Origin of the sequence: Huintestinicola butyrica, from assembly GCF_025567215.1 — a bacterium.
Lineage (GTDB): Bacteria > Bacillota > Clostridia > Oscillospirales > Ruminococcaceae > Huintestinicola > Huintestinicola butyrica.
Genome location: NZ_JAOQKB010000013.1, coordinates 35,756 through 56,038, shown reverse-complemented (window position 1 = coordinate 56,038; position 20,283 = coordinate 35,756). Strand labels below are relative to the sequence as shown.

The following is a 20,283-nucleotide window of genomic DNA, read 5'->3' as shown; positions in this document are numbered from 1 at the left end:
CAAATAATAATCGGCTTTGGCGGTGTTCTTGGCGGCTCTCTTGCGGTTGGTTATCAGCTTTTCTCTTACAGCCTCAAAAACTTCATTGGGTATCATCTGCGGTATTCCTCCCTCGATCACTATATCGTCGTATTTGTAAATGCCTATGTATTTTTCATTAGCCAGCATATTGTAAAAACTGTTTGTGGTGAACGGCCTGCCTCGGCGGTTGCGATAGCCCTGGGCGTTCAGATGCTCGGCTATGTCGGTGAGCCTCTCCCCTTCTGCGTACATCCTGAACACAGTTTCGGGGATAATTCGGGTCTCATCATCAATGACCAGCTTCTTGTCAACGACCTTGTACCCTAACGGGATATGCCCTGTGGTCTGGGCCTTCATTGCCGACTGCCTCATTCCTCGGATAGTCTTTTCCCGAAGGTCGGCGCTGTAGTATTCGTTTATTGCTTCAATGATATGGGTCATCATCTGACCGCTGGCATCGTCCCCGAAGCTCTCCATGACGGACAGCAGCTTCACGCCGTTTTTAGCTAAAATCTGACGGTTTACGGCACTGTCTATGGTGTTGCGTGCAAAGCGGTCAAGTTTCCACACAATAACACTATCCCACTTGTGCATGGCGCTTTCATGAAGCATCTGCTGAAACGCAGGGCGGTCATCGTTCTTGCCCGTCATGGCTCGGTCTATGTATTCCTGCACGACTGTTATGCCGTGCTGCTTGGCGTAGTTGTAGCAGTCATAAAGCTGTCCCTCGATGGACTGCTCCGTCTGCTTGTCCGATGAATATCGGGCGTATATTACGGCGGTTTTCATTTAATTCCTCCTTGACTTTTCTTGGAGGATATGGTATAATTCACATTGTATGAATGGTGAATGTACCACATTCTCCTGCGCTCCGAGAGATGTTCCAGCATCTTTTGGGGCGTTTTTTTTATTTATCTCTTGATATGTAATAAAATATATGATATAATATAAATATATACATATCGCTATTACAAGATTTGAAAGGGTGTTTTATATGAAAATAACTATTCCACGCTCCGCAGATTATTCATTATATCGCACTGTATCACGACTTAAAAATGTAAGCGAACGGGAAGATATTACAGTAGAACAGCTAAAACCGTTTATCAACAAATTAGCTGAATTGGTATGCGAAGATGCAAATTTGGATTTTGCATCAATAAATCTTGGCTTTGTACCACCGAGCAAAAGCTTTGATGATGTGGGCAAAGAACCAATTCACAAAATTGTAAGCTTAGAGGGTGACACCATTATGGGTAAAAGCGGTATGTTCTGAATCTCTTTTCTTTGCTCTTTTCATATATTCCTTAAGCCAAACGTATTTTTCTCTTACTCCCGGATTCTTTTCAGTTGCAAGTTCATCAGATATTTTTTTATTAAATTTATCAATTAAGTTTGAAAATCCTTTCTTTTGTTCCTCGGTTTCGGCATTGGCTTTTCCCTGATGCATAAGGAAGAATAAGTAATCAACAAAATTGAAATAATCATTTTTATCTACTTCTATCGCTGTTGAAAGAATATTGAAATCTCTGTTGAAATTTTCTACTAAATAATCTTCTAAAAGTTCCGTAGTAAAAATAACACGTGGGAATTTTGCATTTTGACTTTCAAGTAAATATGCATCATTCAACGCAGGACCATATACTTTGTTTTCAAATGCAAAAAAATCTCCTTTGGATATTCCACCCCTGAATAGAACGCCATAGTCTTTGAAGCACTTAATTATCAATGAGCATATAACAAATACCAGTACATCTAATGAGCATTTCCTATCACTTGGAACTGATATAACAACACTGTCTGAAATAAGATTTAAAGTTATCTCCTCAAAAACACTATCCAGATATTCTTTAGTTATCCTGGAAGTTTCCGACACATCATCAATATAAAATTTACAGCTATTCACGCATTCTTCCATAAGGTTAAATATATCAGAACATTCACTTGTCTTAATAAGCTCCTTAAAACCCAGAATATCTAAAAAAGCGACATAACAATCACGATACTCAATCTTTTTTGCTTTATTTGCAGAATCTACAATCTCATTTAATTTGTCAACCATATTTTCATCTCCTGAACATTTCCTCTCTCCCCGTTCCGTATGGTTCGGGGGATTTTTTATTTCATTAAATCATCGATTACCTTATTATTTGATAATACTATGATGACATTTAAGCCAGAAGCTGACGTTAATGTTATTTCTCCGCATTTGCAGATATTAAGTTTTTTATTATCCTTAAATCGTTTGTCTGGACTGCCATTGCGATTTACATATTTCCATGTATATCCTACTATCTCAGAGTCGGAGCAAACTTGTGCACCAGTGATGTTACGCTTGGAATACGATATTTTTATATCATCATAGTTTACAGCGCCTATTTTTCCGCTGCGTATAATCAGTAGTTTATCAGGAAGAAAGACCAGTTTTTCTGAAAACATATTTATACAACATATATCGATGTTTGTGCGCATAAAGCGAGGACATCTATGTGTCATTGTCAATGGTTTTAAATTTACAACAGTATTTGCGCCTGAGTGATATTTTCTATCTGTTACAGCTGTTGATGTAATTTGCTGCCATTTCCCTCTGCTTGTATTTACAAAATCCCATGATGCACAATAGTTATTATAATTTTCGCTGGATTCGGCATCGAGATTATAATCCATATCAACAACAGCGAGAAGCAGGATTGCAATAGACACCGCTAAAAAAGCAGCGATAGATATGTACATTATAACGGGGGAAAAAGAAAATCGGTCATATAACCCCACGGATATACAGGGACCGAAGATAGCCAAAATAATGGCGAGCATCTGCGAGTAATAGGCGATTTTAAGACGTTTTAATAAATCATCATATTCAGCTGGCTGAAAATTAGTTATATCTGCACTTGTGGTATTTGATGTAACGCCAAGCCCTATTTGAATGTTTTCGGTTTCTGGCGATGGTTGTGACGCATGGGACGGCCTTCCGCCGCCTTTTCGCCCCTTGCTGCCTAAAGTATAATAAAGACCCGTGCCTGGTATGGTTATTCTGCTTGTAACTCGTCTGTGAGGGCTTATGGTTGTTCTAAAGCCCTTTGTTCCAATACTATAGCCTATGCCTGAACTACTAAAATTTATTCTAACGCCACAGCCCAATTTTACGCTTTTTCTGAACTTAAGTCCCATAAAATCACGTCCTTAGTTAGTATTGTTATATTTTACATAGCCTCGACTTCTTCAAGCGATGCACAAATATTATCGAAGTCATCTCGGCGTATATGTTCCAGTTCATGTTTGACTGCCTTTTTCTGTTCTTCCCACGACAGGTGAGAATTTATGTAAACATTATAAAATCCGTCAGAGTCCATTACTGTCACGCCTTTAATGGTGTACGGCAGATCTATGTACCTGATTATGTAATCAATCATTCTCACCATTCCTTAAAGCTTCAATGATTTTTACAGTTTTCAATATATCCTCTTTAGTTGCTTTTTTGCTGGCACTAAAGAGGATTTTCATTTCTGGGCGGGTGCGGAGGCTGTCAACTATTTCTCTGACTTCGTCATCTATAAATAGAGGCTCCCCGTGCTCATCATAGGCTTTTACGCTATTAGCGTCTTTGCCAAGAAGGTAATCTGTTGATACGCCAAAATATTCTGCAAGTTTACTCATCGAGCTTGTACTCAATTCTGCTGACCTTTCCATTTTGAGGTCTGTTAACGATCCCCTGCTCACTCCTGCATCTTTACACATTTTCGTTATATTAACGCCTTTGTTTTTGCAAAGTTGTTCGATAGTTTCATACAATTTAGACATAAATATGCACCTGCTTTTATACACACTGACAAAGTTATGCCAATCCGTAATTTTACTATTAACATTTACGCCTAAACGTAATATAATAAAATCACAGTTACGGCAGAACGTAAAAATAATATCTTGCAACTATATTATATTACATTTTTCCGTAACTGTCAATCGTGATATTTTACAATATGGGAGGTGTTAATTTGTCAGAATACAAAAAGCCATTATGCAATTACGGTAAAAAGGTCAAGCTTGCTCTTATGGAGCAAAATCGAAGGCAGGAATGGCTAATATCTGAAATCAAACGCCGATATCCCGGCATCTATGTTGACAGTTCCAACCTGTACAAAATTCTTGTGGGGGATATAACAAGCGGTAAGGTTGTTTCAGCTATCAACGAAATCCTTTCTATATCAGTATAGCACCGCATTTGGGCGAAAATTAGGACAGACAAAAATGAAGGGAAGTGAGAAAATGGAGAACAAATCTAACTTTACAGCCACGGAAGCAAAAAATCTCCTCTGGGAACATATAAAAATGCTCTCAGAGGAGGCGAAAAGGGAGCATACCGCTGAGGGGCTTGACAGATTAACGGCTGCTATCTGCAACGCTCTGCTTGCTCTCTTCAATCTGTGACTTTTGATGCTTGACATCAAATAACGCCTTTTGAGCCAATATCTTCAATGCGCAACTATTGTTAATACGAAGCTCACAAGAAGTTATACAGCCACACCAATTCTTTATGTCCTTACCATTACTCATAAAAGGACAGAAGCTCATACAAAATTCCTCCTTTCCGATTTAATTACCACAATTATACTGCGGGAGGGAAGGAAATGTCAAGGATGCAAAAAACAAGCTCTGCTCCGCACTTAACGGAAAGAGAAAAATCATGGGAGATGAGTTTATTGCCCTGTGTAAGGCGCTGGAAATCAACCCCGATTCCATTGCTGAGATGGTTATCGGCACTAAGGAAAGGAAGTGAGAACAATGGTTGAAGTGCGTTCCGACATTAGCGGAAAGAGAGACATTTCAAGTGAAAAAAATAGCAGTTCAGAATGCGAAAAGTGTATTTCCGAAATTCTGAACTGCCTTGCAGCAAACCATATAACATTTGAGGTCTCTTACGAAATTCTTGACGAATGCAAAGAACGAATACGCATTATGGGTGGTCAGATAACTTTGACAAGTCAATTTTAAATTTTTTCTTGCCACGATTAGTATGAATCTCAATCCAAAGTTGCGAATTTATAAAGTCACTTCTGGAAATCAAATCATCGGTAGGGACAAAGAAAAATCCGCCGATAGCTCCCATTCCGGATATGTTCTGTGGTAATGTTAATGAATAGGTTGAATATTCTTCTGTAACTTTACCATTGGTTTTAAACGCAAAGTGTCCAATACGTTCTGTTTCCCATTGAAATTCATACTTTTGATTGTTTATAATCAAAAACATTCGTGAGACTGACATAGGAATCCTGGATTTATTTTCGATAGCTAATTCAAAATATGCCGGATGTCCGTTACGATTGTCACAAAAAGCATAGCTCTTTTGAACGAGAGCCGCTTTGAAGGAATTGACCGAAACCAAATAAATTGAATTGACTATTGATATAATAAATCCCGCTAATGCTATATATGTGCAAACATAATCATTAGTAACTATTTCAAAAAGTTCATTCAAAATTATGTAGCCCCTTTCCGCTTTATTACCACAATTATACAGCTATAACTAGGGAATTGTCAAGGAGTTGAAAACATGGAAGAGAAATTCAAAGTCAAAAGAGCGCCAAAGGAAGCGCCTATCGAGTTTGCCCAGCTGAGAACTTACCCCGAAGCCGCAAAAATGGTTGAGGAGGTCATGCAGATCACCAATCACACCAAAGCTCAGACCACTTACGATATGATCAAATTTGCTTATGACCATATGGAGATCATTGAGCAGTAAACTTATTATCTGTCCGGGACAGGAAGGAGATGAGGAGAAGTTGCCATACAGAACCGTTAAACCCGCTTATCCGGCACTGGAAGTAGAAATTGCCTGCAGGCAAATAAAGAAGAAAGACATAGCGAAAGCAGTTGGGATCAGCGCTGACTACCTGAGCAAAAAACTGACGGGGCGTTCAGGCTTCACACTTGATGAAGCTCTTGCAATACATGAAAAATACTTTTCAGATGTTCCGGTACAGGTACTGTTCAAAAAAAGCGGCGAAGTACATTCGCACTCCGCCAAAGAAAACTAAATTTTGCCAAGGAGAAATAAATATGAATGAAACCACAAAGCCCATCACCAGAGAAATGATGTCCGAAAGCGGACGCAGGATCATACTCGTGAACGAGCCAAGCCCTGAGATTATGGCAAAATGTCTCAAGCGTATCATCGACAAGAAGCTGCTCGAAGCGGCTAAGGAAAAGGCAGGTGTAAAGTAATGAGCACATACAACGTATATGTCCACCTCAGGTTCAAGGGCGGCGCATTCAACGATGTGTACAGCGTATCGGCTGGGTCGAGAGAAGCTGCCGAAGCTAAGGCAAAGGACAGGATTTTCGCTGAAAACAGTCTTGACGATCTGGTCGAGGCGGTTATCACAGATGTTTGCAGGGAGGTGTAAAAATGAAATGGTATATCCTTAGATACGCCTATGAGGGCAGGAAGTACAGCTGCCGCATTCAGGCACACAGCTTTGAGATGGCGAATGAATGCGCTCAGCAGTTTGTTGGTGCGGCTCGGATACTGTCAATCAGCGAGTGCCCTGTGCAGGGATAAAAAATCCGCCTGATTCGGTTGCAGCCGAGGTCAGGCGGAGGAAAAATAATAAACAGATATATTATCATCTGCATTATAGCAGATAATGAGGAGAATGTCAAGATGAAAATCAAAATATGCCTATGCCGCAAATGCGGCAGGCGCAAGGCGTTTTACAAGTCTCTCGGGCTGTGCTACTGCGTTTCATGTTACCGCAGGATTTACGGGGAGGCAAGGGACTGATGGAACAACTCACCCTGATCGAGGACGAGCAGATCACCCCGAGGAGCGGCGCAAAGAAGTACAAGGAAAACGTCCTTGAACGCAAGGAACGGGAGCACATTGACGAAAATATTCAGCGTTTCCTGCAGTTACAGCAGTTGCCGTATGAATCGAAATTGTCTCACGCCGCAAAAATGGCAAAGGATTTTTATAATACCATCACTTCTCCCGTGGGAGAATATTACGCAAACTGTCATGTGTCTGTGGGCGGACTTGACAGCATTACCCTGCTGCTTTTTCTTCGCAGTATAGGCATTGACGTTCCTGCAATATCAGTTTCAAGCATTGAGGACAGGAGCATTCAGCGCATACATAAACAGCTCGGTGTTATACAGTTGAAAACGTCCCGAGACAAGGACGGAAAGCCATACTCCAAACACAGGATTTTGCAGGAATACGGATTTCCCGTTATCAGTAAGGAAAAAGCGGCGAAAATCGAGCATCTGCAGAACCCGACCGAAAATAATGCTACTATCCGACACGCTATCATTACGGGCGAAACGGGAGAATACGGCGGCTGGCAGAAGAACAGCCGAATGAAGCTGCCGTTAAAATGGCTGTATCTTTTCGGCGGATATGAAAACGAAAACGAGGGCGTTAATTACAAAACGCCGCCGTTCAAAGTCAGTTCGCAGTGCTGCTATTGGCTGAAAGAAAAGCCATGCGACGATTGGGCGAAAGAGCATAACAGCTTCCCTTATCTGGGGCTTATGGCTTCGGAGGGCGGCAGGCGTGAAAAATCACTAAAAATGCACGGCTGTAATTATTATGGCAAAGATACGGTCCGTTCCGCTCCGTTTGCCATATTCAACAGGCAGGATATTTTGCAGCTGGCGTTAGATTTGCACGTCCCCGTTCCCGAGATATACGGCACCATTGAGCGCAAAGGAAACGGCACCCTGTACACGACCAAGGCACAAAGGACAGGCTGTGATATATGCGGTTTCGGAATACATATGGAAGCCCGTCCGCATAGATTTGACCGTCTGAGGGAAGCCAATCCCAAAGCTTGGGAATATTGGATGTACCATGTTTGCAAAGACGAGGACGGCACAGAATACGGCTGGGGACGTGTCCTTGATTACATAGGCGTAAAATGGGAGGATATCCCCGAAAGCAACGAACAAATTTCACTTTTTGAGGAGGAATAAAAATGGAAACAAACGACATAATACAGGCTCCTGCTCAGAGCAGCGCCGCAATATCGGAAATTGTGCAGCAGCCTTCCACAAATATAGTTGCTGATTTTTCAAGAGCATATAAGCTCGCAAAGGTAATCTCTACAGCGGATATAATACCCGATAACTACAAAAACAAGCCTGCCGACTGCGCCATCGCTGTAGATATGGCTGACAGAATGGGTGTATCTCCAATGATGGTCATGCAAAACCTTTATGTGGTCAAAGGAAAGCCCTCATGGAGCGGGCAGGCTTGCAAGGCTCTCATTGAAGGCTGCGGCAAATTCAAGCCGGGCAGCGTCCGCCCTGTATATATCGGCACAAAGGGCACCGATGACCGAGGCTGTTATCTGTCGGCTGTATGGGCTGACACGGGTGACAGAGTGGAAGGTCCCGAGGTCACGCTGAAAATGGCGAGGGCTGAGGGGTGGCTCGGTAAAAACCCAAAATGGACGAATATGCCCGAGCTTATGCTTGCATACAGGGCATCGTCATTCTTTGCGAGGGTCTATTGCCCCGAAGTCCTTATGGGCGTACACGTTGAGGGCGAGGCTGAGGACATTCAGCCCGTTGAAAGAATTGAACTGTAACGGAGGATATGAAAAATGAAGGCTACCAAGATAAAAATAAAGAACCTTTTCGGCATCACCGAGACCGAGCTTGACGGCAGATCTGTCGAGATCACAGGTACAAACGGTACAGGCAAGACATCGGTAATAGATTCTATCAGATATGCTCTTACCAATGGAAGCTCCCGTGATTATGTTATCCACAAGGGCGAAAAAGAGGGCGAGATCATTGTTGAGACTGACACAGGTATTTACATCAATCGTAAGAAGCGCACCGAGCAGGCTGATTATAAATCCGTAAAGGACTGCGGCAAGGAAGTATCTTCTCCCGAAAACTTTCTTAAGCAGCTCTTTACGCCCTTGCAGCTTGACCCTGTAGCTTTTACCCAGATGACCAAAAAGGAGCAGAACAGGGCCATTCTTGACCTCATCGAATTTCCCTGGGACCTTAACTGGATAAATCAGCAGTTCGGTGAGATACCGCAGGGCATTGATTACAGCCAGAACATACTGCAGGTACTTTCGGATATCCAGTCCGAAAATGGGGACTACTTTAAGCGCAGGCAGGACATCAACCGTGATATCCGCAATCAGAAGGCGTTCATCGAGGATATCGCCAAAGATATACCCGAGCATTTCAATGCGGAGGAATGGGAGAATTTCGACCTTGCGGAAGCGTATAAGAAGATAAACAGCGCCAGGGAACACAACAGCCGTATTCAGCGTGCAAAGGCGTTCAAGGACAGTTATGCCAACAAGATAAGGGGCTTTCAGGGCGAAAAGGAATCCGCTGTAGCTGCCGAAAAGATGGCGATATCCAACCAGCGTGAAGCTATTTTGAAATCTATCGAACGCATGAAAGCGGAGATCGCTGCCAACGAAAGCAAGCTTGCTTCCCTTGACGGGATACTTGCGGATAAGATAGCACTTGCGGAAAGCCGTTATAACGAAAATGTGGCAAGGCTTGATTCTGACATCAAGGTCGCAGATGAATATGCTGACAAAACACCCGTTGACACGGCTCCCCTTGAACAGCAGGCAACATATGCCGAGCAGATGAAGAAGTATATCAACGAATACAACCGTATGAAAACTATGCAGGCAGAGGTCAAGGAGCTTACCGCCGCTTCGGATAAGCTTACAGCAAAGATAGAGCTTGCCCGCAGTCTTCCCGGAAAGATACTCGAAACCGCTTCTATCCCCATTGAGGGCTTCACGGTGGAGAACGGCATTCCCCTTATACACGGTCTCCCCGTTTCCAACCTCTCAGAGGGTGAACAGCTTGAGCTTTGCGTTGACGTTGCTCTGAGCAAGCCCAACAATTTACAGATAATTCTCATCGACGGCGCTGAAAAGCTCAGTGCGGAAAACCGTGAAAAGCTGTACAACAAGTGCAGGGAAAAGGGTGTGCAGTTCATCGCCACAAGGACAACTGACAGTGCGGAAATGGAGGTAACATATTTATGATACCCCACAGCATAACTCAGACCGACTATTTTTCGCCGGAGAACAATCTGAAATATATGGGCGTGTCTCAGTTCAAAAGCTTTGAAAAATGTGAGGCGGCAGCCCTTGCGGAGCTGCACGGTGAATATGCTCCCGAAAAGACTACCGCACTTCTTGTAGGCTCGTATGTCGATGCGCATTTCGAGGGCACGCTTGATATTTTCAAGGCAAAGAACCCCGAAATATTCAAGCGTGACGGTGCGTTGAAAGCTGAATATAATCAGGCGGATTACATAATCAACCGAATCGAACGAGACAGCTTTTTCATGAAGGCTATGGACGGAGAAAAGCAGAAAATTATGGTGGGCGAGATTGAAGGCGTGCCTGTCAAGATAAAAATTGACAGCTATCGGGAGCACAAGACCATAGTTGACCTCAAGGTCATAAAGGACTTTTCCCCCATATTTGTAAACGGCAGAGGCAGGCTCAGCTTTTATGAAGCCTGGGGCTATGACATTCAGGGCGCTGTATATCAGGAGATAGTAAGGCAGAACACAGGGGAAACTCTCCCCTTTGTCCTTGCTGCAGCCACAAAGGAAAAGGAGACCGACTTACAGGTCATAAGTCTGGATCAGGCTGAGCTTGATGCGGCTATGGAGATCGTCAAGGCAAATATCGGAAGATATGCGGCAATAAAGTCTGGAAAGGAAGAACCGACCAGATGCGGACACTGTGATTACTGTAAATTTACAAAACAGCTTGACAAGGTCCTGACCTCGGAGGAGTTTAAAAGTGACTATACAGATTGATACCAGAGAAAAATCAAGAGCCATTAAACAGATAGTGAGCTATTTTGATGAAACAGGCATTCAGCATTATACGTCAAAGCTTTATGTAGGTGATTATATGAGCCTTGACAATCCGAGGGTCGTAATTGACCGCAAGCAGAATTTACAGGAAATATGCGGTAATGTCTGCCAGCAGCACGAAAGGTTCATCAATGAGCTTAAACGTGCGCGGGAAAATGGGATAAAGATCATTATTCTTTGCGAACACGGAAGCAATATCAAGACACTTGCAGATGTTCAGGGGTGGGTAAATCCCCGCCTCAGAACGTCTCCCAAAGCTGTCAGCGGAAAGCAGCTTTTCAAGATACTCTTTACCATTGGTCAGCGGTATGATGTTGATTTCGTATTCTGCGACAAGCGTATGACAGGCTATATGATAGCCAAAATTTTAGGAGGTGCAACATGAATAGAGTGTGTTTAATGGGACGTCTTACATCAGACCCTGAGCTGCGGCAGAGCGTAAACGGCATATCGTCCTGTAGCTTCAGCGTGGCTGTTGACAGGGGGTATAAGGATCAGAACGGCGGGCGGCAGGTCGATTTTATCAGCTGCACGGCGTGGAGACAGACGGCTGAATTTATCTGCCGATACTTCTCCAAGGGCAAGATGATAGGCATTGAGGGCGTTATCAGAACGAGAAATTATGATGACAAGCGTTACCCCGATGTAAAGCATTATGTCACTGAGGTGCTTGCGGAGCACGCATATTTCGGCGGTGACAGCGGCGGAAACAAAAGCTCTTCCCCTCCTCAGCGAAACAATACGGCAGCGGCTGCACCTGCTCCCGTTCCTGCCGACCTTTCGGACTTTGAGGAAGTTGTGAGCGACAGCGATCTTCCGTTCTGAGTCTGAGGTGGTATGAATGCCGAAAAAGAAGAGCTTTATCCTTTATGCGGATTATATAAAGCATATAGAACGATTATCAGACGATGAAGCAGGGAAGCTGTTCAAGGCGATTTTTGAATATGTGAACGAAGGCAGGCTGCCCGACCTTGACGGAATGGCGGCAATGGCTTTTTCTTTCATTTCAAATCAGCTTGACAGCGACTTGCAGAAGTATGAGACAGTATGCCAAAAAAGAGCCGAAAGCGCAAAAAGGCGATGGCAGAAAAATGACGATGCCGAGGCTATTAACAATGACGTCGAAAAAGAGTGCAAAAGCATACAAAAGCATACAAATGCAATGACTTGCATCAATTTGCATAGTGATAGTGATATTGGTAGTGATATTGATATTGAAAATGACATTGATATTGTAAATGATAGTGATAGTGGTAGTGTATTACATAATAATACCGTGCCCGGAACGGGCACAACCACCACCAACGTACACCTGACCGAAAAGCAATATAATGATCTTTGCGGAAAATACGGAAAGGAAATAATAGACCGTTACATTGCCAAGATCGGGCAGTATCTCGATTCAAACGGCAAGAAGCCATTCCCAAATCATTATGAAACCATTGTCAAGTGGCTCACATCAGACAATATCCAACCTAAACGGCAGCCGTCCTTCGACATTGAGCGGATAATGGAGCATGCAAAAAACAATAAACCGGAGGTGTAAATTGAAGAAATGCTTTTCTGATCCGGCTGTTTTCAAGCAGCTGGAGACCGACTGCTATAATGCAGGCTGCAAGGGTCAGGTAATTGATTACTCTGAGTTTCCTGCGGCTGAGTACAGATATTTTGCACGACTTTGCGGCGTATATGCGATGTTCAAAAGCAAAGCCATAAGTCTGGAGCAGGCTGCTGCCGAAAAGCAGCGCCTCCTGTCTCAGTACAACGAGGATATCCAGCAGCGATTTCTTTATGTCGATGCGTGCCGAAAGCACCAGGAGGCTATCAAGGCGACTGAGAGCCTTTGCGCAGCTCTCTGCAAGGCTCCGCTGAAACTTCCCGAAGATGTTACCGAGGCACTGAGGACTGCGCTTGCTGTGATATCTGCGGCAAGAAGCGAAAACGTCACCGAAAAGACTGTTTTGCAGAAACTGAATGCCATGAGTGCAATCAAATCAACGACAAGCCCGCAAAAATGAACTGTATGAGGCTTTATGGGTGTGGGTAGGGTAAAATCACGTCAAAGTACAAAGCGTCTTAAAATGGCATTTAAATTGAAATTAGGAGGATATGCAAAAATGAATGCAAATCAAATCATAAGTCATCTTGAGAATTTAAAAAAAGAAGCTGAGGGTCATTTTACCGATGACGGCGATGATGAAATATTCCACCAGGACGCAGAAGCGCTGCAGGCTGCTATTGATGCGGTTAAACGCAATGATTTCATTGCTGATGCTATAAGCAGTGAGATTGCGATCTGCAATCATGAAATCCGCAAAGTGGATATCGAAAAGGCGAAGGCTGAGGAACGCAGAATGAATTACGGTGACCGAAGGACAATGCTTATGGAGTTGCTCAGAACGATAAAAGGCGGTGAAGAATGATGTTTCTGGGCGGATTTCTGATAGGTTTTATCATCGGTATAGATGTAATTGCGGTTATTGCGTGTGTGATGGCTGCGGGAGATACACCCGTGAAGCATGGCAAATGGTTGAATTTTTACGGAAATTACACTACAGCCGAATGCGATGTATGCGGAGAATGCTTTGAGGTCACTTTTGAGGGTGAAAGCAATAAAATGTTGTTTGACGCATTTAGGCAGTCTTACCGATATTGCCCCACCTGCGGGGCGAAGATGGATGGAGGTGAAAACAATGGAACGTGAAATTTTGTTCAAACGTGAAATTTTGTTCAGAGGAAAAGCCATAAATCGCGATGAAGGGTATCACAGAACAACGTATAAGAACGGCGATTGGGTCTATGGATTATTAACTCGACCTTATAATGAAAGGTATGATTTACCCGCTGAAATGACTAATACGTTAGGCGTAAGCGGAATAGAGGTTGATTGTAAAACCATAGGACAGTTTACGGGATTGTCCGATAAGAATGGTGTAAATATTTTCGAGGGGGATATTGTAAGGTACGGCGATACAATCCATGAAGTGGTTTTTGAGCAACGAAACGGGACAGCATATTTTGGGCTGGTTTACTCGAAAAGTGAGACCCTGCCATTTGGGCATTATCAGGACCTGAGGCAAATCGAGGTCATAGGCAATATCTATGACAATGGATATCCATTCTGACAAGAAGGAGAATAACAGATGCGTGAAATATTATTTCGTGGCAAAGAAAAGAATAGCGGCGAGTGGATATATGGCGATTTACGTCATATATCTGACGGTCACGGCGGTTATATCCTGTGTATCGTGGACAACACAAACGGCAGAAACAACGATGTTACAGGTGTTGAAGTAGTTCCCAAAACAGTCGGACAGTACACAGGGCATACCGACAAGAACGGTGTAATGATTTTCGAGGGGGATATCGTTAAGGGCACTGCATATTCTGCTACAACAATTGGTGTGATTGTTTGGATTGATGAAATTTCAAGCTTTGGTGTGCGCCGTGTCAACGCCCCAAATCCTACCGCTTGGGAAAATTCATCTATTTTGAGATGTGTTTCACTGGGTAAGACAGACGAATTTGCAGCAGAAGTCATCGGCAACATTTACGATAATCCCGAATTGCTAGAGGACGGTGAGAAAGATGATTAAATTCAACGGCAGCATATCTTTCATGGTCACGCAACGGTGCAAGATTTGCGGAAAAACCTACGAGGGAGACAGCGATGTGGTAATGCGTAAGTCAATCGTGCATCTCATTTTCCGTCACCCGAAAGAATCTGCAAAAATAATTATTAGGTATTTTAAAAACAGGAGGGCTGAAGATGACAGTACAGGAAGTGAAAAGAATACTTAGCTCAGCCCGAGAAGCGGAAAGAGCGTACAGGCTGGCGAGAGACAAGGCAAATTCTTACGCTCAGCTGATTATGGGAGGCAAAGCCGTCAGATACGACAGCGACGGTAGCACACACGAGAAGAACGGCAATACTGTAGAACGCACATACTGCTGTCTCGCTGATTATCAGGCAGAGGCGGACAGGCTGATGATGGAAATGCTGGGGGTGCGTCAGCGGGTAGAAAAGGTTATCGGCACTGTTCCCGACGCTGTTCAGCGTGAAGTGCTTACACGGCGATACATAATCGGGCAGAGGTGGGAGGATATTGCATTTGTGATGAATTATAATATCCGCCACATTTACAAAATCCACGGCGCAGCACTTCAAAGTATGGCATTGAATGGCACTATTACCCTGTGATATAATTATAATCAGCAAAGAACATAATGAAGCCAAGCCGAGGGCGGGAGCCTTAGCTTTCGCTTATCGGCGGGCTTCCTTTGCTGACAAAAAACTTATGCGTCCTTCGGGGCGCTTTTTATTTGCGGAGGTGAGGTATTATTGCAGAGAAAAAGCTCACGCCGAAGCAGGAGCGTTTTTGCGAGGAATACCTCATCGACTTAAACGCTACTCAGGCAGCTATTCGGGCGGGATATTCTTCAAAAACGGCTGATGTTCAGTCGGCAAGACTGTTAGTAAATGTTAAGGTTCAAGAACGTATTTCTTTGCTCCGCTCCAAGCAGTCAAAGCGCACTGAAGTTACTGCCGACAAGGTAATTGCAGAGCTTGCCGCTATTGCATTTGCTGATCGTACAGAGCTTGCTAAGGTGGATAAGAACGGCAGTGTTAAGTTTACCCCTACTGACAGCTTGCCCGATGATGTCAAGAAAATCATTTCGGGCATAAAAGAAGGCAAATTCGGAACTGAGGTCTCATCATACGATAAGGTCAAGGCTCTGGAGCTTCTCGGAAAGCATTTAGGGCTTTGGGAGAAAGCTGCAAGTGAAAGCAATGCGGCTTCTGAGGTCCCGACACTTTACAAAGCACTGGAGGCTGATGACGAATGACGTTTGAAAAGCTTTCGGCAAAGCAGAAGAAGATATTCAGATGGTGCTACAAGGACGAATACAAAGCTATCATATGCGATGGAGCGGTTCGTTCGGGCAAGACCATATGTATGGTCACTTCATTCATTCTGTGGGCGATGAGACGCTTTAACGGGGCGACCTTCGGCATATGCGGCAAAACGGTACGGTCTGCTGAGAGAAACATCATTATCCCTATTCAGAGCATTGCCGACATTACCTGTTATTTCCGCATATCTTACTCACGGTCGGCAAATCTGCTGACCGTAGAGGGCAACGGTGTACAGAATAATTTCTTCGTTTACGGCGGCAAGGACGAAAGCTCATATACGCTTGTACAGGGCATTACGCTTTCGGGGGTGTTGTTCGATGAAGTGGCACTTATGCCCCGTTCTTTCGTGGATCAGGCTATAGCGAGAACGCTGTCGGTGCAAGGTGCTAAGCTGTGGTTCAACTGCAATCCCGATACGCCTAATCACTGGTTCTACACTGAGTGGGTAAAAAAGGCTGATGAGCGCAAGGCTCTGCACCTGCATTTTCTAATGTCGGACAATCCCATTCTTACCCCTGAACAGCTTGAAAATGCTGACAGGCAGTTTTCGGGGGTATTCCACGACAGGTACATCAAGGGTTTATGGGTATCTGCAGAGGGCGTTATTTACAAGCAGTTTGCGGATAATCCTGCGCTGTATGTAATTGACACTGTTCCCGATGATATTCTGTTTGCAAACATTGGCTTCGACTTCGGCGGCAACGGCTCGGCTCACGCAGGAATATGCACGGGGTTCAGCCGCCGTTTCGGAAAAATCGTTGTGCTTGATGAATATTACCGCAAGGAAGTTATTACGCCGAAAGAACTTGAAGATGATGTGGTGGAGTTTATCCGCCGCTGTCAGGCTCGCTTCAATGTCCCCGAGGCGTATTTCGATAATGCGGAGACAACGCTTCTGAGAGGCATCAAATGCAGTTGTGCCGAAGAACAGCTTCCCGTTCAGATACGCAATGCCAAAAAGACGGAGATACTCGGGCGCATACGGCTTACGAATATGATTATGTCCCAAATGCGTTTTCAGGTCATATCGGGGTGCAAAAATTTCATTGCGGCTCTGAGCACGGCGGTGTGGGACAAGGATCCTACTGAGGATATACGTGTCGATGACGGCAATTACAACATTGACAGCCTTGACGCTTTTGAATACAGCTTTGAGCCGTATATGAGCGATATTATTGAAATGAGGTGACAGGCAGATGATGATAGAAAAAATGCGGCAGGCGTTTCCCGAGGAAGAATTTCCCGGGGATAACGGCTTTTACAGCGGATATATGGACAGGTGGCAGGACATTTACGAGGGTCGCCCCAAATGGCGTGAGGTAAAGCGTGCGGGGCTGAACAGGGGCACTGTGCGGCAGATGAATATGCTGAACACGGCAAAGATACTGTGCGACGAGTTTTCACACAAGTGCTTTGCGGAGCAGGTGGACATAACCTGCGGCTCGGAGGTTTATGACACATTCATTCGTGATTTTTTATGCCGTGAGGGCTTCTGGAAGAACATTCCACGGCTTCTCTCTTCGGCATTTGCTCAGGGCGGCTGTGTTCTGAGAGAATACATAGAACGGGGCAGGGTGCGGCTCTCGTTTGTTGAGGGGCGGCAGTTCTACCCATTGAAATGGGACAACAGGGACATTACCGAGGGCATTTTCGGCACGGTATCAGCCAAGGGCAAATATTATTACACGTTATTCGAGAAGCATTCCGTCAAGGATGATGATATCCTTGTGGAGTGCTTTTTGTTTCGTTCTTCTGACCTCAATGCTCCGGGTGACAGAGTGCCGCTGTCGGTGCTTTATCCCGATATGGCAGACACGTTCACATATGCTATGGACACTCCCCTGTTTCAGTATTTCAAGACCGATTTCCCAAGCAACATCCCCATGGAGCTGCCTCTCGGCATAAGCTGCTTTGCAAACTGCGAGGACACGCTCAAAGCCCTTGATGTGGCGTTTGACAGCTTTGCAAGGGAATTTGTTCTCGGAAAGAAGAGAATAATCGTGCCAAGCTCCTGCATTCGTACTGTGGTCAATCCCGAAACGGGTGAGACAGAGCGGTATTTTGACGCTGATGACGAGGTTTATCAGGCACTCAAATGCGATGAAGACAAGGATCTGAAAATCACGGACAACACGGTAACGCTGAGAATACAGGAACACGTTGACGGTATCAATGCGCTGCTGAATATTCTGTGCTTTCAGGTGGGGCTTTCTCCCGGCTCGCTGTCATTCGACAAGGCGGGCGGTGTTAAGACTGCGACCGAAGTTGTATCCGAGGAAAACAAGACGGCTGTTACGATACGCTGTCAGAAAAATCTCCTTGTTGAGTTCATTGAGGAAATGTGCAGGGCTGTGCTGAAACTGGCACAGATAACAGGTGAAGTCCCTCGGGGCGATTTTGAGGTCACTGTGGCGTTTAAGGACAGCGTTGTTATTGATGACAACACGCTTATCGCAAACAACATCAGTCTTGTAACGGCGGGGCTAAAGTCAAAGATTTCCGCCATTATGGAGGTTATGAAGTGTGATGAAGAGGCGGCAAGGCGAGAGCTTGAAAGGATAAATGCGGAGAGCGCTGTTCTTGGAGTTTCGGACGGTGACGGCTTTGTAACTTCGGGCGGTGATGCAGGTGACAAGGGAACAGTATGACGAGCTTTCGGCGCCTCTGGTGCGGGTGCTTCTCGATATGGAAGACGATATCCTGCGGGAAATTGCGGCGCAGCTTTCACGGGACGGGGATATTTCCGACACGTCAAAATGGCGGATAAGGCAGCTTGCAAGGGCAGGACGTTTCGACAAGCGGGCGGCGGCTATCATTGCGGGATATTCCGAGGTCGAGGGCGGTCAGGCTATGGACGCTGTTCTGACGGCGGCTGAGACTGAGATAGGATATCTTGACAATGCGGTGCAGGCGGCGAATGCTGCGGGGCTGTCGGAATATTTCTCGGACATTCCTGCGGAGGAATCGGCTCTCGGTGCGGCTAAGGCTTTCCGGAAACAAGCGGCGAGTGACCTTAACCTTGTAAACACGGTTATGCAGTACAAGGCAGGTTCGGCGTATGTAAATGCGGTCAATGCCATTTATCGTGACACTGCCGAGGGCAGACAGGGCGCTCTTGACATTATGGGCAAGGGTGCGGCCAAGGCTGTATCGGGGCAGATGTCCTTGCAGGAAGCAACAAGGAAAACCATACGGGAGCTTGCTCAAAAGGGCATTCCCGCTTTCGTTGACAAGCGTGGGCGTGAATGGTCTCCCGAGGCTTACGTTATGATGGATATGCGGTCAACTCTCGGAAACACTGCGAGGGCGGCGCAGAATGCACGTTGTGATGAATACGGGATAAACCTTATCGAACTAAGCGCACATCTGGGCGCACGTCCCAAATGTGCCATTGACCAAGGAAAAATTTATTCCCGTGACGGCACAAGCGGAGTAACCACAGACGGCGCAGGAAATAAAATACATTTTACGCCTTTTTCTCAGACGAGTTACGGACAGCCTGACGGAATACTCGGTATCAACTGCGGGCACGTTCAATATCCGTTTGTTCCGGGCATAAATTTCCAGCGGTATTTTCCTTATCCGAAAGAGGAAAATGACAGGCGGTATATGCAGTTTCAGCAGCAGAGAGCTATGGAACGGGGCATCAGAGCCGCCAAGCGTGAATGTATGATGCTGCAGGAGGTGGGCGACACTGAGGGCTTGCAGAAGGCTTCTTTACGGCTTCGCAATCAGAGGGAGAAATACAGGGCTTACTGCAAGGAGACGGGGCTTAAGCAGCACAATGACCGCACTCAGGTTTATGGGTATGACAGGAGCAAGAGCAGCAAGACGGTTTGGGCGGAGAGAAAGGCGAAATCAGGGCTTGACAATGGCAGCGGAAGTGGTATAATGAATATGACCACAAACGCAAACGGTACCCCTGTAAAAATCGTTAAAAGGACTGACCTTACAGGCGAACCCAACAGCATTACCCAAAGAGAAAATACCAAGGGCGGGATCGACAGAAACTATTATGATGGAAACGGCAAGCAGACCAAGCAAGTTTCAAATCATGATCATGGCAATCCCAAAAACCACCCGTTTGGCAAAAACGGTGAACACGCTCACGATTATTCATATGATGAAAACGGAGATGTAACCCGTAGTGAAGCCCGAAATTTAACAGATGAGGAACGCATGGAAAATGGTGATATACTATGACAGCTAAAAAAATAAAAAGCAGAATAAGTGAAATAGCATCACATTTCACATTTGAATTCAACGGCAAATCCTGTGGCGTTGACCCGTTTTCAAAAAACAAATTCGATATGTGGTGCGGTGATAACACTTTAACCGTCAACAGCATTGACGATGTTATGGATCGCCCTTTTTTTGACGGAAAATGCTTATCGGAAATTTGCGGAGATATAGAGATAATCGACTTTTGATCACCTTACACAAGTAGGGTGATTTTTTATAC

At 44.9% G+C, this 20,283-nt stretch carries 32 protein-coding genes; 26 read left to right on the top strand and 6 right to left on the bottom strand.

Translation table 11 applies throughout. From position 1 onward, the window contains the following. Positions 1–810 (bottom strand): recombinase family protein (locus OCV68_RS12260; protein ID WP_262573049.1); only part of this gene is annotated, 810 nt, incomplete at its 3' end. A gap of 205 nt (positions 811–1,015) precedes the next feature. Between OCV68_RS12260 and OCV68_RS12255 the strand changes: the two genes are divergently transcribed. Continuing rightward, positions 1,016–1,297, top strand: a complete 282-nt coding sequence (locus OCV68_RS12255) for a hypothetical protein (RefSeq protein WP_262573046.1) — start codon at positions 1,016–1,018, stop codon at positions 1,295–1,297. On the opposite strand, the gene OCV68_RS12250 is transcribed toward OCV68_RS12255, so the two are convergent. From OCV68_RS12250 to OCV68_RS12235, 4 genes are read right to left on the bottom strand one after another with little or no spacing between them, the layout of a single operon-like run. Then, positions 1,256–2,083 carry a hypothetical protein gene (locus tag OCV68_RS12250; RefSeq protein WP_262573043.1) on the bottom strand — a complete coding sequence of 276 codons (828 nt, stop codon included), beginning with the start codon at positions 2,081–2,083 and terminating at the stop codon, positions 1,256–1,258. The two genes, OCV68_RS12255 and OCV68_RS12250, sit on opposite strands and share 42 nt — an antisense overlap. Before the next feature lie 56 nt (positions 2,084–2,139). Beyond that, positions 2,140–3,192 (bottom strand): DUF4236 domain-containing protein, encoded by a 1,053-nt coding sequence (locus tag OCV68_RS12245; RefSeq protein WP_262573039.1) that lies wholly within the window; start codon positions 3,190–3,192, stop codon positions 2,140–2,142. A 32-nt stretch (positions 3,193–3,224) separates the two neighbouring features. After that, on the bottom strand, positions 3,225–3,434 hold the full coding sequence (locus OCV68_RS12240; protein ID WP_262573036.1) for a hypothetical protein: 210 nt from the start codon (positions 3,432–3,434) through the stop codon (positions 3,225–3,227). After that, positions 3,427–3,822, bottom strand: a complete 396-nt coding sequence (locus OCV68_RS12235; RefSeq protein WP_262573033.1) for a helix-turn-helix domain-containing protein — start codon at positions 3,820–3,822, stop codon at positions 3,427–3,429. The genes OCV68_RS12240 and OCV68_RS12235 overlap by 8 nt, the downstream gene beginning before the upstream one ends. Positions 3,823–4,016: 194 nt before the next feature. Between OCV68_RS12235 and OCV68_RS12230 the strand changes: the two genes are divergently transcribed. Beyond that, positions 4,017–4,235, top strand: a complete 219-nt coding sequence (locus tag OCV68_RS12230; protein ID WP_262573030.1) for a hypothetical protein — start codon at positions 4,017–4,019, stop codon at positions 4,233–4,235. A gap of 52 nt (positions 4,236–4,287) precedes the next feature. Then, positions 4,288–4,449, top strand: a complete 162-nt coding sequence (locus OCV68_RS12225; RefSeq protein WP_262573028.1) for a hypothetical protein — start codon at positions 4,288–4,290, stop codon at positions 4,447–4,449. Between the two features lie 526 nt (positions 4,450–4,975). On the opposite strand, the gene OCV68_RS12220 is transcribed toward OCV68_RS12225, so the two are convergent. Continuing rightward, positions 4,976–5,497 carry a hypothetical protein gene (locus tag OCV68_RS12220; protein ID WP_262573025.1) on the bottom strand — a complete coding sequence of 174 codons (522 nt, stop codon included), beginning with the start codon at positions 5,495–5,497 and terminating at the stop codon, positions 4,976–4,978. 75 nt (positions 5,498–5,572) lie between these two features. Here OCV68_RS12220 and OCV68_RS12215 point away from each other — a divergent pair, with 75 nt between their 5' ends. The 23 genes from OCV68_RS12215 (at position 5,573) to OCV68_RS12105 (ending at position 20,251) form a co-directional block, all read left to right on the top strand. Next, positions 5,573–5,761, top strand: a complete 189-nt coding sequence (locus OCV68_RS12215; protein ID WP_262573022.1) for a hypothetical protein — start codon at positions 5,573–5,575, stop codon at positions 5,759–5,761. Then, positions 5,751–6,056, top strand: a complete 306-nt coding sequence (locus OCV68_RS12210) for a helix-turn-helix transcriptional regulator (protein ID WP_262573019.1) — start codon at positions 5,751–5,753, stop codon at positions 6,054–6,056. Before OCV68_RS12215 ends, OCV68_RS12210 begins: the two co-directional genes overlap by 11 nt. Positions 6,057–6,078: 22 nt before the next feature. Then, positions 6,079–6,243 (top strand): hypothetical protein, encoded by a 165-nt coding sequence (locus tag OCV68_RS12205; protein ID WP_262573016.1) that lies wholly within the window; start codon positions 6,079–6,081, stop codon positions 6,241–6,243. Continuing rightward, complete coding sequence (locus tag OCV68_RS12200; RefSeq protein WP_262573013.1) at positions 6,243–6,425, top strand: hypothetical protein; 183 nt, start codon at positions 6,243–6,245, stop codon at positions 6,423–6,425. Before OCV68_RS12205 ends, OCV68_RS12200 begins: the two co-directional genes overlap by 1 nt. 2 nt (positions 6,426–6,427) lie before the next feature. Further along, entirely contained in the window at positions 6,428–6,580 is a 153-nt protein-coding gene (locus OCV68_RS12195; RefSeq protein WP_262573010.1) for a hypothetical protein, read from the top strand. 221 nt (positions 6,581–6,801) lie between these two features. Continuing rightward, positions 6,802–7,992 carry a hypothetical protein gene (locus OCV68_RS12190; RefSeq protein WP_262573008.1) on the top strand — a complete coding sequence of 397 codons (1,191 nt, stop codon included), beginning with the start codon at positions 6,802–6,804 and terminating at the stop codon, positions 7,990–7,992. Between the two features lie 2 nt (positions 7,993–7,994). Further along, positions 7,995–8,609: a recombinase RecT gene (locus tag OCV68_RS12185; RefSeq protein WP_262573005.1), complete on the top strand. Its 615-nt coding sequence runs from the start codon at positions 7,995–7,997 to the stop codon at positions 8,607–8,609. A 15-nt stretch (positions 8,610–8,624) separates the two neighbouring features. Further along, positions 8,625–10,055, top strand: coding sequence for an AAA family ATPase (locus OCV68_RS12180; protein ID WP_262573003.1), 1,431 nt, complete (start codon positions 8,625–8,627; stop codon positions 10,053–10,055). Next, positions 10,052–10,843, top strand: coding sequence for a PD-(D/E)XK nuclease-like domain-containing protein (locus OCV68_RS12175; protein ID WP_262573001.1), 792 nt, complete (start codon positions 10,052–10,054; stop codon positions 10,841–10,843). Before OCV68_RS12180 ends, OCV68_RS12175 begins: the two co-directional genes overlap by 4 nt. Then, on the top strand, positions 10,827–11,288 hold the full coding sequence (locus OCV68_RS12170) for an ERCC4 domain-containing protein (protein WP_262572998.1): 462 nt from the start codon (positions 10,827–10,829) through the stop codon (positions 11,286–11,288). The genes OCV68_RS12175 and OCV68_RS12170 overlap by 17 nt, the downstream gene beginning before the upstream one ends. Then, the gene (locus OCV68_RS12165) at positions 11,285–11,728 is read left to right on the top strand and encodes a single-stranded DNA-binding protein (RefSeq protein WP_262572997.1); all 444 of its coding nucleotides are present in this window, start codon (positions 11,285–11,287) and stop codon (positions 11,726–11,728) included. The genes OCV68_RS12170 and OCV68_RS12165 overlap by 4 nt, the downstream gene beginning before the upstream one ends. A gap of 16 nt (positions 11,729–11,744) precedes the next feature. Then, a complete protein-coding gene (locus OCV68_RS12160; RefSeq protein ID WP_262572995.1) occupies positions 11,745–12,449 on the top strand; it encodes a DUF6291 domain-containing protein in 705 nt (234 codons plus the stop codon). Between the two features lies 1 nt (position 12,450). After that, entirely contained in the window at positions 12,451–12,921 is a 471-nt protein-coding gene (locus OCV68_RS12155; protein WP_262572993.1) for a hypothetical protein, read from the top strand. 63 nt (positions 12,922–12,984) lie between these two features. Beyond that, entirely contained in the window at positions 12,985–13,326 is a 342-nt protein-coding gene (locus OCV68_RS12150; RefSeq protein ID WP_262572992.1) for a hypothetical protein, read from the top strand. Further along, positions 13,323–13,607, top strand: coding sequence for a hypothetical protein (locus OCV68_RS12145; protein ID WP_262572990.1), 285 nt, complete (start codon positions 13,323–13,325; stop codon positions 13,605–13,607). The genes OCV68_RS12150 and OCV68_RS12145 overlap by 4 nt, the downstream gene beginning before the upstream one ends. Then, the gene (locus tag OCV68_RS12140) at positions 13,597–14,028 is read left to right on the top strand and encodes a YopX family protein (protein ID WP_262572989.1); all 432 of its coding nucleotides are present in this window, start codon (positions 13,597–13,599) and stop codon (positions 14,026–14,028) included. The genes OCV68_RS12145 and OCV68_RS12140 overlap by 11 nt, the downstream gene beginning before the upstream one ends. An 18-nt stretch (positions 14,029–14,046) precedes the next feature. Continuing rightward, positions 14,047–14,499 carry a YopX family protein gene (locus OCV68_RS12135; protein WP_262572987.1) on the top strand — a complete coding sequence of 151 codons (453 nt, stop codon included), beginning with the start codon at positions 14,047–14,049 and terminating at the stop codon, positions 14,497–14,499. 173 nt (positions 14,500–14,672) lie between these two features. Beyond that, positions 14,673–15,104: a hypothetical protein gene (locus OCV68_RS12130; protein ID WP_262572986.1), complete on the top strand. Its 432-nt coding sequence runs from the start codon at positions 14,673–14,675 to the stop codon at positions 15,102–15,104. A 137-nt stretch (positions 15,105–15,241) separates the two neighbouring features. After that, positions 15,242–15,751 carry a terminase small subunit gene (locus OCV68_RS12125; RefSeq protein WP_317259217.1) on the top strand — a complete coding sequence of 170 codons (510 nt, stop codon included), beginning with the start codon at positions 15,242–15,244 and terminating at the stop codon, positions 15,749–15,751. Then, the gene (locus tag OCV68_RS12120) at positions 15,748–17,010 is read left to right on the top strand and encodes a PBSX family phage terminase large subunit (protein ID WP_262572985.1); all 1,263 of its coding nucleotides are present in this window, start codon (positions 15,748–15,750) and stop codon (positions 17,008–17,010) included. Before OCV68_RS12125 ends, OCV68_RS12120 begins: the two co-directional genes overlap by 4 nt. A 7-nt stretch (positions 17,011–17,017) precedes the next feature. Beyond that, the gene (locus OCV68_RS12115; protein WP_262572983.1) at positions 17,018–18,469 is read left to right on the top strand and encodes a phage portal protein; all 1,452 of its coding nucleotides are present in this window, start codon (positions 17,018–17,020) and stop codon (positions 18,467–18,469) included. Continuing rightward, positions 18,450–20,024 (top strand): phage minor capsid protein, encoded by a 1,575-nt coding sequence (locus tag OCV68_RS12110; protein ID WP_262572981.1) that lies wholly within the window; start codon positions 18,450–18,452, stop codon positions 20,022–20,024. The genes OCV68_RS12115 and OCV68_RS12110 overlap by 20 nt, the downstream gene beginning before the upstream one ends. Continuing rightward, a complete protein-coding gene (locus OCV68_RS12105; protein WP_262572979.1) occupies positions 20,021–20,251 on the top strand; it encodes a hypothetical protein in 231 nt (76 codons plus the stop codon). The genes OCV68_RS12110 and OCV68_RS12105 overlap by 4 nt, the downstream gene beginning before the upstream one ends. The last annotated feature ends 32 nt before the right edge of the window (positions 20,252–20,283 follow it).